This window comes from Nonomuraea sp. B208 (assembly GCF_057536035.1).
The window spans coordinates 117779-133888 of the sequence record NZ_BAAJOU010000024.1; the positions used below are offsets into that span (position 1 = coordinate 117779).

The 16110-nt window shown below is 73.7% G+C and carries 16 protein-coding genes; 7 read left to right on the forward strand and 9 right to left on the reverse strand.

All coding sequences use genetic code 11. The features are described from left to right. The first annotated feature begins 9 nt into the window (after positions 1-9). Entirely contained in the window at positions 10-735 is a 726-nt protein-coding gene (locus AC27IY_RS26555) for an SDR family NAD(P)-dependent oxidoreductase (RefSeq protein ID WP_487179501.1), read from the forward strand. 46 nt (positions 736-781) lie between these two features. Here the strand turns inward: AC27IY_RS26555 and eda are convergent, their stop codons facing one another. The 4 genes from eda to zwf all read right to left on the reverse strand — a co-directional run bounded on the left by eda (position 782) and on the right by zwf (position 6192). Further along, the gene (gene eda, locus AC27IY_RS26560; protein WP_487179502.1) at positions 782-1396 is read right to left on the reverse strand and encodes a bifunctional 4-hydroxy-2-oxoglutarate aldolase/2-dehydro-3-deoxy-phosphogluconate aldolase; all 615 of its coding nucleotides are present in this window, start codon (positions 1394-1396) and stop codon (positions 782-784) included. A gap of 227 nt (positions 1397-1623) precedes the next feature. After that, on the reverse strand, positions 1624-2589 hold the full coding sequence (gene glk, locus AC27IY_RS26565) for a glucokinase (RefSeq protein ID WP_423470619.1): 966 nt from the start codon (positions 2587-2589) through the stop codon (positions 1624-1626). Positions 2590-2752: 163 nt separating this feature from the next. Continuing rightward, entirely contained in the window at positions 2753-4696 is a 1944-nt protein-coding gene (gene edd / locus AC27IY_RS26570; protein ID WP_423472585.1) for a phosphogluconate dehydratase, read from the reverse strand. Positions 4697-4716: 20 nt separating this feature from the next. Then, on the reverse strand, positions 4717-6192 hold the full coding sequence (zwf, locus tag AC27IY_RS26575) for a glucose-6-phosphate dehydrogenase (protein WP_344219134.1): 1476 nt from the start codon (positions 6190-6192) through the stop codon (positions 4717-4719). A 143-nt stretch (positions 6193-6335) separates the two neighbouring features. Between zwf and AC27IY_RS26580 the strand changes: the two genes are divergently transcribed. After that, on the forward strand, positions 6336-7532 hold the full coding sequence (locus tag AC27IY_RS26580) for an ROK family transcriptional regulator (protein WP_344219132.1): 1197 nt from the start codon (positions 6336-6338) through the stop codon (positions 7530-7532). 1 nt (position 7533) lies between these two features. Here the strand turns inward: AC27IY_RS26580 and AC27IY_RS26585 are convergent, their stop codons facing one another. After that, entirely contained in the window at positions 7534-9108 is a 1575-nt protein-coding gene (locus tag AC27IY_RS26585) for an ABC-F family ATP-binding cassette domain-containing protein (protein ID WP_487179503.1), read from the reverse strand. Between the two features lie 74 nt (positions 9109-9182). Between AC27IY_RS26585 and AC27IY_RS26590 the strand changes: the two genes are divergently transcribed. Then, complete coding sequence (locus AC27IY_RS26590; protein ID WP_487179504.1) at positions 9183-9818, forward strand: TetR/AcrR family transcriptional regulator C-terminal domain-containing protein; 636 nt, start codon at positions 9183-9185, stop codon at positions 9816-9818. Between the two features lie 9 nt (positions 9819-9827). Here the strand turns inward: AC27IY_RS26590 and AC27IY_RS26595 are convergent, their stop codons facing one another. After that, on the reverse strand, positions 9828-10529 hold the full coding sequence (locus AC27IY_RS26595) for a DUF2470 domain-containing protein (RefSeq protein WP_487179505.1): 702 nt from the start codon (positions 10527-10529) through the stop codon (positions 9828-9830). A 78-nt stretch (positions 10530-10607) separates the two neighbouring features. On the opposite strand from AC27IY_RS26595, the gene rpsD reads away from it, so the two are divergent. Continuing rightward, on the forward strand, positions 10608-11222 hold the full coding sequence (gene rpsD / locus AC27IY_RS26600; RefSeq protein WP_344219140.1) for a 30S ribosomal protein S4: 615 nt from the start codon (positions 10608-10610) through the stop codon (positions 11220-11222). Positions 11223-11288: 66 nt separating this feature from the next. On the opposite strand, the gene AC27IY_RS26605 is transcribed toward rpsD, so the two are convergent. Beyond that, the gene (locus AC27IY_RS26605; RefSeq protein ID WP_344219124.1) at positions 11289-12080 is read right to left on the reverse strand and encodes an ion transporter; all 792 of its coding nucleotides are present in this window, start codon (positions 12078-12080) and stop codon (positions 11289-11291) included. A gap of 83 nt (positions 12081-12163) precedes the next feature. On the opposite strand from AC27IY_RS26605, the gene AC27IY_RS26610 reads away from it, so the two are divergent. After that, on the forward strand, positions 12164-12460 hold the full coding sequence (locus AC27IY_RS26610; RefSeq protein WP_449952135.1) for a DUF4190 domain-containing protein: 297 nt from the start codon (positions 12164-12166) through the stop codon (positions 12458-12460). Here AC27IY_RS26610 and AC27IY_RS26615 read toward each other — a convergent pair. After that, positions 12398-13105 carry a TetR/AcrR family transcriptional regulator gene (locus AC27IY_RS26615; RefSeq protein ID WP_449952138.1) on the reverse strand — a complete coding sequence of 236 codons (708 nt, stop codon included), beginning with the start codon at positions 13103-13105 and terminating at the stop codon, positions 12398-12400. The genes AC27IY_RS26610 and AC27IY_RS26615 overlap by 63 nt on opposite strands. Positions 13106-13171: 66 nt before the next feature. On the opposite strand from AC27IY_RS26615, the gene AC27IY_RS26620 reads away from it, so the two are divergent. Together AC27IY_RS26620 and AC27IY_RS26625 are read left to right on the forward strand one after the other, a co-directional pair. Beyond that, on the forward strand, positions 13172-13909 hold the full coding sequence (locus AC27IY_RS26620) for an ABC transporter ATP-binding protein (RefSeq protein ID WP_344219118.1): 738 nt from the start codon (positions 13172-13174) through the stop codon (positions 13907-13909). After that, positions 13909-14634 (forward strand): ABC transporter permease, encoded by a 726-nt coding sequence (locus tag AC27IY_RS26625; protein WP_344219116.1) that lies wholly within the window; start codon positions 13909-13911, stop codon positions 14632-14634. Before AC27IY_RS26620 ends, AC27IY_RS26625 begins: the two co-directional genes overlap by 1 nt. Positions 14635-14637: 3 nt before the next feature. On the opposite strand, the gene AC27IY_RS26630 is transcribed toward AC27IY_RS26625, so the two are convergent. Next, entirely contained in the window at positions 14638-16089 is a 1452-nt protein-coding gene (locus AC27IY_RS26630; protein ID WP_487179507.1) for a S8 family serine peptidase, read from the reverse strand. Positions 16090-16110 lie beyond the last annotated feature (21 nt).

Below are 16110 nucleotides of genomic sequence, written 5' to 3' on the forward strand. Positions count from 1 at the left end.
ATCGGAGCCATGACCGAACAGACGATCGCGCTGGTCACCGGCGCCAACAAGGGAATCGGGTACGAGATCGCGGCCGGCCTCGGCGCGCTGGGATGGAGCGTCGGCGTCGGCGCCCGCGACGAGCGGCGGCGGGAGGAGGCCGTGGCGAAACTGCGCGCGGACGGCGCGGACGCCTTCGGCGTGCCGCTCGACGTGACCGACGACGCGAGCGTGGCGGCCGCCGTCCGGCTGCTGGAGGAGCGCGCCGGCCGGCTCGACGTGCTGGTCAACAACGCCGGCATCACGGGCGGCCCGCAGCAGCGGCCCACCGCGCTCGACCCCGCCACCGTGCGGGCGGCCCTGGAGACGAACGTCATCGGCGTCGTCCGGGTCATCAACGCCATGCTGCCGCTGCTGCGCCGCTCGGCCGCGCCACGCATCGTCAACCTGTCCAGCCACGTCGCGTCCCTGACCCTGCAGACCACGCCCGGCGTGGAACTCGGGCCGATCAGCGGGGCGTACACGCCGTCGAAGACGATGCTCAACGCCGTCACCATCCAGTACGCCAAAGAGCTGGCCGGGACCGGCATCCTCATCAACAACGCCTGCCCCGGCTACGTGGCGACCGACCTCAACGCCTTCCACGGGACCGCGACGGCACGGGAGGGCGCGGCGGCCGCCATCCGGCTGGCCACGCTGCCGGACGACGGGCCGACCGGCGGCCTGTTCGACGGCGCCGGCGTGGTGCCCTGGTGACCAGCCGGGCCAGTAGCCGGGCCCGTACGCGTGCGGCGCCGGTGGGTCAGGGGCGCAGGGCCGCGGCCTCGGCGGCGAGCTTCTCGACGCGGGCCCAGTCGCCCGCCTCCAGGGCGTCGACCGGAGTGAGCCAGGTGCCGCCGACGCAGCCGACGTTCGGCAGCGCCAGGTAGTCGGCGGCGGTCGTGGCGCGGATGCCGCCGGTCGGGCAGAAGCGCACGTCGGGGAGCGGCCCCGACAGGGCCTTCAGGTACGGCACGCCGCCCGCCGCCTCCGCGGGGAAGAACTTCAGCTCCTTGATCCCCCGCTCGGCCAGCGCCATGACCTCCGACACGGTGGCCGCCCCGGGCAGGTACGGCACCCCGCTCGCCTCCAGCGCCTCGACCAGCGACGGCGTGGTCCCCGGCGAGACCAGGAAACGGGCCCCGGCCGCGGCCGACGCGGCGATGTCCTCGGCGGTGCGTACGGTGCCCGCGCCCACCGTGGCCTCCGGCACCTCGGCGGCGATGCGCGCGATGGCCTCGAGGGCGGCCGGGGTGCGCAGGGTCACCTCGATGGCCGGCAGGCCGCCGGCGACCAGCGCCCGGGCCAGCGGCACGGCGGTCGCGGCGTCCTCGATCACCACGACGGGGATCACGGGGGCCAGATCGAGCAAGCTCATGCGGTCTTCTCTCCTCATCGGCCCACCGCCGCCGGCGGCGGGCCGCATCAGTTCACGGACGGACCGGCGGCCGTCCTCAAGGTCAGGGGACGGACCGGTGGTCGCCCTCAGGTCAAAGGACAGACCGGCGGTCGCCCCCAGGTCAGGGGACGGACCGGTGGCCGTCCTCAGGTCAAAGGACAGACCGGCGGTCGCCCCCAGGTCAAGGGACGGGCCGGTGGCCGTCCTCAGCTCACCAGTTCCCGGCGGGCGCGCTGGCTGAGCCAGGCCGCCGCGCCCGTCAGTGCGGGCTGCGGGGCGACGATGAGCGACGTCCCGATGCCCTCCAAATATGCCGACATATCAGGGTTGGAGGTGAAGCGTGCGCGGAAGCCGCTGGCCCGCACCCGCTCCACGATCCTGGGCAGCACCCCGCCGCCCAGGTAGACCCCGCCCCGCGCGCCCAGCGTCAGCGCGACGTTCCCCGCGAAGCTGCCCAGCAGGCCGCAGAACACCTCCACCGTCTCCGCGCACAGCGAGTCGTCCAGCCTGGCCACGATGTCGGCGGCCGACAGCTCGGGCGCGCTCACGCCGTTGACCTCGGCCAGCGCCCGGTGCAGCCGGACCAGGCCGGGTCCCGACAGCACGTGCTCGGCCACCACGTGCGGCAGCCCCCGCGCCCGCAGGACCCGGACGACCTCCAGCTCCCGCTCGTCCACGACCGGCACGGTGACGTGCCCGCCCTCGCCGGGGACCGGCGTCCAGCCGTGCTCGGTCGGGACGAGGGCGCTCACGCCGAGCCCGGTGCCGGGGCCGAGCACGGCCTTGACGCCGTGCGCGGGCTCCGGCCCGCCGAGCGGCACCAGGTCGTCGCCGCCCAGGTGCGGCAGCGACAGAGCCAGCGCCTCGAAGTCGTTGAGCAGCCTGGCGTAGGGCACGCCGAGGTCGCGGACGGATCCGGCCCAGGCCGAGTTCGTGAGCCGGTAGTGGTCGCCGTCGATCGGTCCCGCGAGGGCCAGGCAGGCCGCCCCCGGCCGCGCCCCGCCCGCGTGCTGCCCGAGGTAGGCGGCCACGGCGTCGGGCAGGGTGGGGTGGTCGGCCCCCGCCAGGACCGCGACGTGCGACGGCGGCTCGTCCAGCGAGGTGACCAGCCCGAAGCGGGCGTTGGTCCCCCCGACGTCGGCGACGAGCCAGGGAAGGTCAAAGGCACTCACCGCGCACCTCCGGTGGTCAGGGCGGCGTCAAGATCGCTCGCCATCCTCCGAAGGATGCCATGGACGCTCACGGAGTCCCAGAGGGGATCGTGAGCACGTTCTGGGTGATGAGCGGTCATTGTCCGCCAAGCGGACATATAGCACCGTACCGTCATAAAACACGTCACCGTGGCAGTCCGGCCGGACGGGCGCCGACCGAGACGCCCGTCTCCAGGTGGGAAGCGCCGGCCTCGGCGGGGAAGCCGAGCCCCGGGCCGTGGTGCGGCGACTCGGCGCCGCTCACGCCGAAGATCCCCGCGCCCTGCTCGGCGTGGCCCGCCATCCGGCGGAACGCGGCGAACAGCTCCCGCCCGGTGCCCACCCACTGCGCGTCGCTCAGCGGCCGGCCCTCGGGCGCGCGCCGGGCCAGCTCCTCGGCCGGCACCAGCAGCTCCAGCGTCCCGGCCGCCGAGTCCAGGCGGATCAGGTCGCCCTCGCGCACCAGCGCGATCGGGCCGCCGTCGGCCGCCTCGGGCGACAGGTGGATGGCCGCCGGCACCTTGCCCGACGCGCCCGACATGCGGCCGTCGGTGACGATCGCCACCCGCTGGCCGCGGTCCAGCAGCACCGCCAGCGGCGGGGTCAGCTTGTGCAGCTCCGGCATGCCGTTCGCGCTCGGCCCCTGGTAGCGGATGACCGCCACGAAGTCCTGCCCGTCCAGCTCGCCCGCCTCGAACGCCTTCAGCAGGTCGAGCTGGTCGTCGAAGACCTTGGCGGGCGCCTCGATCACCAGGTGCTCGGGCTTGACCGCCGACACCTTGCTGACCGCCCGGCCCAGGTTGCCCTCGACCATGTGGATCCCGCCGTCCGCCGAGAACGGCTCGGCGACCGGCCGCAGCACGTCGAGGTCCTTGCTGCCGCCGGTGACCGGCGACCACACCAGCTCGCCGTCCACCAGCTCGGGGGCCTCGCGGTAACGGTCCAGTCCCGGCCCGGCCACCGTCATGACGTCGCCGTGCAGCAGGCCCGCGTCCAGCAGGTCGCCGATGAGCACCTGCATGCCGCCGGCCTCGCGGAAGTGGTTCACGTCGGCCTGGCCGTTGGGGTAGATCTTGGTGAGCGACGGCACGACCCCGGACAGGCGGGCGAGGTCGTCCCAGGTCAGGACGATCCCGGCGGCGGCCGCCATGGCGACCAGGTGCAGCGTGTGGTTGGTGGAGCCGCCGGTGGCCAGCAGCGCCACGCAGGCGTTGACGACGCTCCGCTCGTCCACCAGCTCGCCGATCGGGGTGTACTCGGCGCCGTGCGCGGTGATCTCCACCGCCCGCCGCCCGGCCGCCGCGGTCAGCGCGTGGCGCAGCTCGGTGTGCGGGTTGACGAACGTCGAGCCCGGCAGGTGCAGGCCCATGACCTCCATCAGCGCCTGGTTGGAGTTGGCGGTGCCGTAGAAGGTGCAGGTGCCGGGGGAGTGGTACGACTTCGCCTCGGCGTCCAGCAGCTCGTCCCGGCCGACCTTGCCCTCGGCGAAGAGCTGGCGGGTGCGCGCCTTGACCTTGTTCGGCAGGCCGGAGGTCATCGGCCCGGCCGGCACGAAGATCGCCGGCAGGTGCCCGAAGTGCAGTGCCCCGATGAACAGGCCCGGCACGATCTTGTCGCACACGCCCAGCAGCAGCGAGGAGTCGAACATGTCGTGCGAGAGCGCGATCGCCGTCGCCATGGCGATCACGTCGCGGCTGTAGAGCGACAGCTCCATGCCGGGACGGCCCTGCGTGATGCCGTCGCACATGGCCGGCACGCCGCCCGCGACCTGCGCCACGCCGCCGGCCTGGCGCACCGCCGCCTTCAGCTCCGGCGGGTAGGTCTCGTACGGCTGGTGCGCGGAGAGCATGTCGTTGTAGCTGGTCACGATGGCCACGCCCGGCTTGGCCGAGCCGCGCAGCGCCGGCTTGTCCGCCTCGGGCGCGGCGGCGAAGCCGTGGGCCAGGTTGGCGCAGCCGAGGTGGGCGCGGGCCGGGCCCTTGGCGCGCGCCGCCTCGCCGTCGCGGCGGATCCGCGCCAGGTAGTTCGCCCGGCTGGCGGCGCTGCGCTCGGCGATGCGGTCGGTGACCTCCTGGACGACGGCGTTCATGTGCGGGTTCTTGGCGGGGTTCACAGTTCCTCCTCGTGCCACGCACGACCGCTGCGGCCGAGCAGTTCGTGGGCTCCGGCGGGGCCGGTCGTGCCGGCGGGATAGGGCTCGGGCAGCGCGGGGGCGGCCCGCCAGGCGTCCAGGATCGGATCGATCCAACGCCAGGCGGCCTCGACCTCGTCACGCCGCATGAAGAGAGTGGGGTTGCCGGCCAGCACGTCGGTCAGCAGCCGCTCGTACGCCTCGGGCACGCGGGCGGTGAACGTCTTGCCGAAGCTCAGCGACATCGGCACCGGCTTCAGCGTCACCTCGCCCGCGCCCGGCTCCTTGGCCATGAGGTGCAGCTCGATGCCCTCCTCCGGCTGCAGGCGCAGCACCAGGCGGTTCGGGCTGCCGCCGGGGAAGATGGAGTGCGGCACGTCCTTGAACTGCACCACGATCTCCGAGCGCCGGTACGGCATGCGCTTGCCGGTGCGCAGGTAGAACGGCACCCCGGCCCAGCGCCAGTTCCTGATCTCGGCCCGGATCGCGGTGAAGGTCTCCACCCGCCGCGAGGACTCGGTGGGCGGCGTCGAGCCGGGCTCGTCGAGGTAGCCGGGCACGTCGCCGGCGCCGACGTACTGGCCGCGCACGGTGAACCGGTCGGCCTCGGTGCCCGTGATGGGCCGCAACGCCTGCAGCACCTTGACCTTCTCGTCGCGGATGGCCTCACGGTCGTTCTGCGCGGGCGGCTCCATCGCGGTGAGCGTGAGGAGCTGGAGCAGGTGGTTCTGCACCATGTCGCGCAGCGCGCCCGCGTGGTCGTAGTAGCCGCGCCGGCCCGGCGTGCCGACGGTCTCGGCGGCGGTGATCTGGACGTGGTCGATCCACAGGGAGTTCCAGATCGGCTCCAGGAAGGCGTTGGCGAACCGCAGAACCAGCAGGTTCTGGACGGTCTCCTTGCCCAGGTAGTGGTCGATGCGGAAGATCTGGCGCTCGTCGAAGATGGCGCCGACCTCGTCGTTGATGCGCTGCGCGCTCGGCAGGTCGTGGCCGAGCGGCTTCTCCAGCACCACGCGCGAGCGCGGCGTCACCAGGCCGGCCTCGGCGAGCTCGCGGCAGAAGGGGCCGAACGTGCGGGGCGGGCTGGCGAGGTAGAACACCCGGTCACGGTCCTCGTGCGGGGCGAGCAGCTCGGCCAGGTGGCGCCAGCCGGGGTGGCCCGGGGCGCCGACGTCCACCGACACGTGGTGCAGCCGGCCCAGGAAGCGCTGCCACACGGCGGGGTCGTCCACGGGGACGGAGTCGCGTACCTCGGCGTCCACCTTGCCGCGGAAGTCGGCGTCGGCGAGCCCGCCGCGGGACATGGCGATCACGCGGGTCTCGGGGGAGAGCCGGCCGTCCCTGTCGCAGTGGTACAGGGCGGGCAGCAGCTTGCGCATGGACAGGTCGCCGGTGCCGCCGAAGACGACGAGGTCAGCGGTGTGGACGGGGCCTGCTGCTGGAGAGGTGGACACGGTGTCGAGCTCCGAAGATCTTCCAATGCGAGGACACAACGGACACTAACGAGAGTTTGGGTTGTGCACAAGCAGAGTTTTGGCATCTGAGATAAGAAAGTCTGGAGTTTCCATTACACAAGCGGGTGTGGTTCACTTGGCCGATGTCCCGTCGTACCGCCGCGAACCTCGCCACGAGCGGCGAGGTGCTCCGCCTCATCCGCACCGGTGAGGCCGTGACGCGGGCCGACCTCGGCCGCGTCACCGGCCTGTCGCGCCCCGCGGTGCAGCTGCGCGTCGCCGAGCTGCTCGAACGCGGCCTGGTCGTGGAGCGCACCGACGCTCCCTCGACCGGCGGCCGGCCGCCCGTCCGGCTGGAGTTCAACGCCGGCGGCGGCCTGGTGCTGGTGGCCGCGCTCGGCGCGACCCGCACCCGCGTCGCCGTCTGCGACCTGGCCGGGCGCGAGCTGGACGGCCGCGAGTTCCAGGTGGACGTCGAGGAGGGCCCCGGCGTCGTGCTGCCGCTGCTCATGGACACCTGGGACGACCTGCTCGGCGACCGCCCGCGCGAGCTGATCCGCGGCGTGGGCATGGGCGTGCCGGCGACGGTCGAGTTCGCGCAGGGCCGCACCGAGAGCGCCCGCGTGATGGCCTCGTGGACCGGCGTGGTGATCCCGCCGGTCATCCAGGCCCGCTTCCCCGTCCCCGTGCTGGTCGACAACGACGTCAACGTGCTGGCCATAGGTGAGCACCGCGGCCTCTACCCCGACGTCGGCGACCTCATGTTCGTGAAGGTGTCCACGCGGATCGGCGCGGGCGTCATCGCCGGCGGCGGCATCCTGCGCGGCGCGCTCGGCGCGGCCGGCGAGATCGGCCACATCCCCGTGCTCGACGGCGGCGGCGTGCTGTGCCGCTGCGGCAACACCGACTGCGTCGACTCCGTGGCCAGCGGCACCGCGCTGCTGCGCGAGCTGCGCGCGGCCGGCAAGGACGTCAGGACCATCGCCGACGTCACCGCGCTGGTCCGCGCCGGCGACGCCGAGACCATGGCCATGGTGCGCACGGCCGGCCGCCGCATCGGCGAGGTGCTGGCCGGCGCGGTCAACATTCTCAACCCGTCGATCGTGGTGCTCGGCGGCGACGTGGCCGAGGCGTTCGGGCCGCTGGTGTCGAGCATCCGCGAGGTCGTCTACCGCCGCTCCACGGCGCTCGCCACCCGGCGGCTGCGCATCGAGCCGAGCAGGCTGGGCGCGCAGGCGGGCATCAGCGGGTGCGCGGTGATGGTGCTCGACCACGTGCTCGCGCCCGAGGCCGTGGACGAGACCATGACGGTCACCGCCCTGCGCCGCCAGCCGGTCTGACTCAGGCGTCCCACACCGGCTCCGCGGACTCCCGCACCCCGCCGTCCGCGCGGAAGATCAGGTGCCGGTCGAGGTCGCGGGCGAACCAGCGGTCGTGCGTGACCGCCAGCACCGTCCCCTCGAACCCCTCCAGCCCCCGCTGCAGCGCCTCCGCGCTGGCCAGGTCGAGGTTGTCGGTCGGCTCGTCGAGCAGCAGCAGCGTGGCCCCCGACAGCTCCAGCAGCAGGATCTGCAGCCGCGCCTGCTGGCCGCCCGAGAGCGTCTCGAACGCCTGCCCGCCCGCCGGGGCCAGCTCGTAGCGGGCGAGGGCGGCCATGGCGTCGTTGCGGGTCAGCGCGTGCTCGGCCATGATCAGCTCGGCGATCGGCCGGCCCCGCAGGTCGGGCCGCAGATGGGTCTGGGCGAAATATCCGGGGACGACCCGCGCGCCGAGCCGGGCCGCGCCGGTGTGCGCGATCGGCTCGCCGGCCAGCAGCCGCAGGAAGTGCGACTTGCCGGTGCCGTTGAGGCCCAGGACGCCGACGCGCTCGCCGTAGTGGATCTCGGCCGAGAACGGCCGCAGCAGCCCGGTCAGCTCCAGCTCCTCGCACGTCACGGCCCGCTTGCCGGTGCGCCCGCCGCGCAGCCGCATGCGTACGTTCTGCTCCTTCGGCGCCCGGCGCGGCGGGCCCTCGCGCTCGAAGCGCTCCAGCCTGGTGAGCGCCGACCGGTAGGCCCCGGCCAGCGCGTCGTTGTGCGCCGAGCGCTGCCGCAGCGTGTGCGCCAGGCGGCGCAGCCTGGCCCGCTCGTCCTCCCAGCGCCGCCGCCGGTCCTCCAACCGCTCCGCGCGCCGCCGCCGCGCCTCGCCGTAGGTGGCGAAGCCGCCGCCGTGCACCCACACCGTACGCCCCTCGACGGTGACGATGCGGTCGGCTGCCTCGGCGAGCAGCTGCCGGTCGTGCGAGACGAGCAGCACGGTCTTGGCCGAGTCGCGGATCGCCCGCTCCAGCCACTGCTTGGCCGGCACGTCGAGATAGTTGTCCGGCTCGTCCAGCAGCAGCACCTCGTCGGGGCCGCGCAGCAGCGCCTCCAGCATGAGCCGCTTCTGCTCGCCGCCGGACAGCGTGCCGAGGCCGCGGCCGGCGACCCGTTCGTACGGCAGCCCGAGCGCCGCGTCCGCGCAGACGTCCCACACGACCTCCAGCGCGTAGCCGCCCGCGTCGGCGTAGTCGGCGAGCGCCTGGGCGTAGGCGAGCTGCGCGGGCTCGTCGTCGCGCCTGGCCAGCGCCGCGGCGGCCGACTCGACGTCCGCGGCGGCCTGCCGCACCCGCCGGGGCGCGACGCCGAGCAGCAGGTCGTGAACGGTGCCCTCGCCGAGGAACTGCCGCATCACCCCGATGCCGCCGCTGCTCGCCACCCGCCCGCCGTCCGGTCGCAGCTCGCCCGCGATCAGCCGCAGCAGCGTCGTCTTGCCGCCGCCGTTCGGGCCGACGAGCGCCGCCTTGGCCCCGTCGCCCACCTTGAACGACGCCTCCAGCAGCAGCGGCCGCCCGTCCGGCAGCAGGTACGTCAGATCGCTCACCTCGATGTGCCCCAAGCCGCCGCCCCTCTCGATCGTCGTTCCATTACTAGACCATCGATCCGGTCGGCGTACAACGTATTATCGGCGGCGTGGAGAACGTGTGGTCGCGTCCGCGCAGGGCGCCCAGGCAGACGCTGACGCTGGAGCGGATCGTGGCCGAGGCGGTCGCGCTGCTCGACGAGGAGGGCGTGACCGGGCTGACCATGCGCCGGCTGGCCGAGCGGCTCGGCACCGGCTCGACCACGCTCTACTGGCACGTCAGGACCAAGGAGGACGTCCTCGACCTGGCACTCGACGCGGTCTTCGGAGAGGCGCCGCTGCCGGCGGCGCGGCCGGGCGAGCCCTGGCACGAGCCGGTGCGCGCGCTCATGGGCGCCTGGCGGTCGGCCCTGCTGCGTCACCCGTGGTCGGCGACCGTCCTCGATCGCCCGCTCCTCGGCCCGAACGCCCTGGCCCGCACCGAGTTCCTGTTCCAGACCCTGATCGCGGCCGGATTCCCCGCCCCCGGTGGCGCCGCGCACAGCCTGGCCGCCTTCGTCACGGGCTCGGTGATCTCGCAGGTCACCTGGCAGGAACGCGCGGGGGAGGAGGTGGACGTGTTCCTGCGCGAGCGGGCGGGCGGCTGGCCCGGCCTCGCCGCGCACGGTCTCGCGCCCGAGTGGGACGCCACGTTCGCCGAGGGGCTCGGCTACCTCCTGGCCGGGATGGAGCGGGCGCGGAGCTGACCGGGCGGGTCAGCAGGCGCAGAGCAGGCCGCGCAGCGCCGTCTCCAGGCACCCGCCCGACCGCGCGGGCCGCGGCCAGGGGAAGCGCACCAGCGACTCGTCCACCCGTACGGTGGCGCCGAAGCGGTCCAGCTCCCACAGCCACACCTCGCCCGCCGTCGCGCCGAGCTGCCGTGAGACCCCGGCCGTGAGCTGCGGCCGGTGGGAGTCGTTGACGTGGGCCAGCACCCGCTCGGCGACGTCGGTGAGCGGGTCGGGCGTCGCGCCCAGGTAGTCGTCGGCGTCCAGCATCCCCGACTCCTGGCCGGTCAGGTAGACGACCTGGGCCACGTCCAGGCGCAGCAGCCGGGGCGCGTCCGGCCGCCCGAACCGCTCCAGTGCCTCGAACAGGCTCTCGTCCGCGCAGTGCGCGGCCACCGCCACCGCCGCGCCGCGCGCCTCGTCCTCGGGGACGGCCTCGGCCCAGCCCTGCACCTCGATGAGGCCGCGCGGGTGCGCGGCCGCGCCGAGCCTGCGCATCGCGGTCAGGTTCACCGCCACCACGGCGTCGCCGACCAGGCCGTGCAGGGTCTCGCCTGGGCGCACGAGGAGCACCGGACGGCCGCGCTCGTCCACGCCGCCGCGGGCGGGCGAGGGAACGCCGTCGACGGCGAGCTTGGCGACCTCGGCGGTCGCGGCGAGGGTGCGGACCCGCTCGGGGATCGGCAGCATGACGCCTCCTTGGGCAACAGACATAGTGATAGGTTAGGCTTACCTAAGTAAGGATTACCTAATCACATCGAGGTGAACGTGCGCTACACCGGCCCCAAGGTGCGACTGTCGCGTCGCGCGGGCGTCCCGCTGACCAGGAAAGCCGTCCGCTACTTCGAGACGCGCCCCTATCCGCCGGGCGAGCACGGCCGCAAGACCAACCGCCGCAACACCGGCGACTACGGGCTGCGGCTGCTGGAGAAGCAGAAGCTGCGCTGGTACTACGACGTCTCCGAGCGGCAGCTGCGCCGCTACTGGGACCTCGCGGTGCGCAAGCCGGGCGCGTCGGGCGCCGAGCTGGTGACGCTGCTGGAGACCCGCCTGGCCTCCCTCGTGCTGCGCGCCGGGCTCGCGCCGTCGATCTACGCCGCCCGGCAGTACATCGCCCACGGGCACATCGCCGTGGACGGCCGCAAGGTGGACATCCCGAGCTACCTGGTCAAGCCGGGGCAGGTCGTGTCGGTCAGGGAGCGCTCGCGCGGGATGCAGCCGTTCGTGGCCGCCGCCGCCGGCATCCACGCCGACGAGCGCACGGCGGCGTACCTGTCCGTGGACCTCGCCGAGCTGCGCTTCACGCTGACGAGCCGGCCGGAGCGCGAGCAGATCGCGATCCCCGTCGACGAGCAGCTCGTGGTGGAGTTCTACTCCCGTTGACCGCGGCCGGGGGGCGTCGCGCGACGCCCCCCGCGCGTGACTCACGCGACGCCCCCCGCGCGCGGCTCACTCGACGGGGCTGTGCCGCCGCAGCTCGGCGACCTCCTTGCGCAGCTCGGCGAGCTCCCGCAGGATCAGCTCGGAGTGCACGGCGGCGTCGTCCTGGAGCGCGGCGCGCTCCTCGGCGCTCTCCTCGTCCATGGCGCTGACCACGACCGCCATGAACAGGTTCAGGATCACGAACGTGCACACCAGGATGAAGATGGTGAAGAAGATCCAGGCCGACGGGTGCTGGGTCATCACCTCCCTGGCGATGTTGCCCCAGTCGTCGCCCGTCATCGTCTGGTAGAGGGTGAACAGCGAGGTCGGCAGGGTGCCGAAGCGGTCGGGGGCGGCGCTGCCGTAGAGCTTCGTGGCCATCACGGCGGCCACGTACAGCACGAGGCCCAGCAGCACCACGATGGAGCTCATGCCGGGCATGGCGCGCAGCAGCGCCGAGACGACCCGGCGCAGGCTGGGCACCACGGACAGCAGCCGCAGCGCCCGCAGGACGCGCATCGCCCGCAGCACCGACAGGCCGCCGGTCGCGGGCGCGAAGGCGATGGCGACGATGAGGAAGTCGAAGATGTTCCACGGGTCGCGGACGAAGCGCGCCCGCTCGACGTAGATCTTGGCCAGCAGCTCGACGGCGAAGATGTAGAGCGCCGCGTGGTCCACCACGGTCAGCAGGGTGCCGTAGCGCTCCACGACGGGTGGGAACGTCTCCAGGCCCAACGTGGCGGCGTTGACCAGGATGACCCCGACGATGAAACGCTGGAAGCGCTTATGGGCGAGTACGGCACGAGTGCGTTCGCGCACGGATGATGCTCCTAGGGGAATGGAACAGGTGCCGTCCCATGATGGCGCAACATGATCAAGACAGTGGCGGTATATAAGGACGCATGTCATATCCCCCGTACGACCCGCCCTACTACGGCCCCCAGGTGCACAACCACCCCAACGGCACGACCATCCTCGTGCTCGGCATCCTGAGCCTGGTGGTGTGCACCTTTATCGGCCCCTTCGCCTGGTCGATGGGCAACACGGCGCTTCGCGAGATCGACCAGAGCGGCTACGTGTTCGCCAACCGCGGCCACATCCAGGCCGGGCGGGTCTGCGGCATGGTCGCCACGGGCCTACTGGCCCTCACCCTGCTGTTCGTCGCCTTCGGGTTCACCGTCGCCATCGTCACTAGCTGAGGTTTCCCCCGGGGCCCGCCGGCCGTGGTCGCCGAGCCCCGACTCCAGCAGGTCGAACGCCCGCTCCGCCTGCCTCCTGAGATCGGGCTCGATGCCCGCCCAGTCCTCGCCCGCCGCCATGCGGTCGGCCGCGTACGCCCCCAGCAGCCGCGTGGCGGCGAGGATCTGCGCCGCCACCAGCCGGGGGGAGAGGTCCTCCGGCGCGGCGTCGAGCTCGTCGGCCAGCGCCCGCGCCAGCGCCGTCTCGCGCTGCTCCTGGAGCTCGCGCATCCTGGCGACCAGCGCGGGGCTGGCGGCGACGATCCCGGCGAAGACGTCGGCGCCCTGGTTGAGCCCGTAGCGCCAGTCGCGGCCGGCGATCGCGTCGAGGAAGTCGCGGCGGAAGGCCCGCACCACGCTCTCGCCCGGCTCCCGCTCCCGCAGCACCCGCGCCGGCAGGTCCACGGCGACCTCCTGCCGGTCGGCGAACAGGTCCTCCTTCGTCCCGAAGTAGTTGAAGACCGTGTTGACCGACACGTCGGCCGCCCGCGCCACCTCGGCCACGGTCACGTGGTCGAACCCTTTCGCCATGAACAGCCCCATCGCGATGTCGGCGATGCGCTGCCTGGTCTCGCGCTTCTTCCGCTCCCGCAGCCCCTCTTCCATGCCTGCATGCTACCCAAATTGCAGTCACTCCAAAATTGTGGTTACCTCAATCTTGGAGGCGATGAAATGATTGAGACAACGGGTCTGACGAAGACCTTCGGCGACGTGACCGCCGTCGCCGGCGTGGACATCACCGTGCGGCCCGGCGAGATCGTCGGGTTCCTCGGCCCCAACGGCGCCGGCAAGACCACCACCATGCGCATGCTGACCACCCTGCTGCGGCCCACCTCGGGCGCCGCCGTCGTGGCCGGGTGCGACCTGCTCGCCGACCCGCGCGGCGTGCGCCGGCGCATCGGCTACGTGTCCCAGGGCGGCGCCGTCCCGCCCGCCGAGCCGCTGCGCGGCGAGCTGGAGCTGCAGGGCATGCTGTACGGCCTCGGCCGCGCGGAGTCCGCCGCCCGCACGCGGGCCCTCCTCGACCGGCTGGAGCTCACCGGGCTGGAGGAGCGGCCGGGCGCCGCGCTGTCGGGCGGCCAGCGGCGCCGCTTCGACATCGCCTTCGCCCTGCTGCACGAGCCGGTCCTGCTCTTCCTCGACGAGCCCACGACCGGCCTCGACCCGCAGAGCCGGGCCAACCTGTGGGACCACGTCCGCGCCCTGCGCGCCGAGAGCGGCCTCACGGTCTTCCTCACCACCCACTACCTGGACGAGGCCGACGCCCTCTGCGACCGGCTGCTGATCATCGACCACGGCCGGATCGTGGCCGAGGGCACGCCGGCCGCGCTGAAGAGCGGCGGACGCACCCTCGACGACGTCTTCCTCGACATCACCGGCCGCTCACTGCGCGAGGAGGCGGGGGTCTGATGCTGCGCGACACCTGGGTCCTGTTCCGCCACGGCGTGCGCACGACGCTGCGGCAGAAGGTCGGCATCGTCTTCGGGGCGGTGCAGCCGCTGCTGTTCCTGGTGCTGTTCGGGCCGCTGTTCGTCACGATCGGCACGTGGGAGACGCTCGTGCCCGGCCTGATCATCCAGCTCGGGCTGATGAGCATGGGCCTGGCCGGGTTCGGCGTGGTCTTCGAGCGCAGCTCCGGCGTGCTGGAGCGGATGCGCGTCACCCCGGTCAGCCGGCTGGCGCTGCTGCTCGGCCGGGTGCTCAACAACGCCGTCACGCTGATCATCCAGACGGCGCTGCTGCTGGCCGCGGCCTACGCCCTCGGCCTGCGGGCCCCGGCGGCCGGGGTGCTGGCCGGGTTCGCGCTGGTGCTGGTGCTCGGCGTCAGCCTGGCCGCGCTGTCGTACGCGGTCGCGCTCACCCTCGACCAGAACCTGTTCGCGCCCGTGATGTCCACCGCGGTGATCCCGCTGGTGCTGTTGTCCGGGTCGTTCCTGCCGATGTCGATGGCGCCGGGCTGGCTCGACGTCCTCTCCCACCTCAGCCCCTTCCGCTACCCGCTGGAGGCGCTGCGCGAGCTGTTCCACGGCCACTACGCCAATGGGACGGTGGCGCTCGGCGTGGCGGTGACCGTGGTCTTCGCCGCGGTCAGCCTCACCGTCGGCACGCGCGTGTTCAACCGCGAGAACGCCTGAGGGTCAGGCCGCGCTCCGCGAGCGCCGGTCGAGCGCGGCCACGATCGCGCCGGGGTCGACGGTGCCGTAACCGTAGTCGTAGTCGAAGCCGACCTCGCTGCGGTCCTCGGCGGTGCGCCGCAGCAGCGCCCGCAGCTGCGCCGGCGACAGCAGGGAGGCCGGCCACCGGGTGCGGACCGCGGCCACCAGCCCGGCCGCGACCGGCGCCGCCGCCGAGGTGCCCGAGTCGGCCGCGCTCTCGCCGAACGCCCGCGAGCCTGCGAAGCGCGTGTACGCGCACACGTCCGGCTTGCGGGCGGTCAGCCGCCCGGGGCCGCGCGAGGAGCAGCCCAGCCGCGCGCCGTTGACGTCCACGCCGCCGACCGACAGCGCGCGCGGGTGGGAGTTCGCGCCCGCGATGGGCCGGCTCGGGAACGGGCGGCGCCCGCCGGGGCGCTCCCGCCCGCGGTCGCCCGCCGCGAACAGCACGTCCGCCCCCATCCGGTCGAGCGCGGCCACCATGAGGTTGAACGGGTGCGCCGCGTTGTCGGAGTAGTTGCCTGGATGCCCGGCGGGGAAGTCGCCCTCCGGCGAGAACGACCCCCACGAGTTGCTCACCACCAGCGCCCGCGTCTCGGCCGGCTGGGCCTCCAGCACGCCGCGCAGGTGCGCGAAGGCGGCCACCGCGTCCGAGAGCAGACCGCCCGGCAGCGAACTGCCCGGCAGCGGGCCGCCCGTGACCGCGCTGACCGCGCCGCCCGGCAGGGCGTGCGACAGGGCGTCAGGCCGGGCGGGCGGCAGGGCGGATGACAGGACGGGCGGCAGCAGCGGGATGTCGATGAGCGCGGCCTGCGGGGCGGCGATCAGCGCGTCGAAGGCGCACATCGTCCCGTGGCCCACCCCGGACTCGCCCGGCGCCGGCGCCGACCGGCCCCCCGGCGGTCTCCAGCAGCGGGCGGTGTCGACCGTCACCGCCCGGCCGAGCCGCCGCGCGGCGTGCGCGGCGTTGACGCCGGTGTCCAGCACCGCCAGCGCCACGCCGGCGCCGTCCAGCCCCTCAGCGTGCAGCCCGGCCACGCCGAGCAGCCGCTCGACGTCGTGCCAGTCGCCGACCGGCGCCTCGCCCACGGGGACGGGCGAGGGCTCCACGACCGGGTCGGCGAACACCCCGACGACGTCCGGCCGCAGCGCGACGCCGGCGGCCGGCTCGCCGTCGGGGATCGTGCCGCGTACCAGCACCGAGGCGTCGCCGGGGGCCAGCGAGACGTCGAGCGGCCGGTTGAGCGGGAGCGGGTCGCCGCCCGCCCGGGGGACCGGCCGCGGCACCGTCACGGGCGCGAACGCCGGATCGAGTTCGACGCCCGGCAACTCGGCCACCAGACCGGCGGCCACGTCGGCCGTGGTGACCTTCGAAGACGGGTCGGCGACGGCCGCGGCCAGATCGGGGGAGGGCCGGAGCTGGATCATCACGCGCATGGGTCACCACCGGAGGTCGTG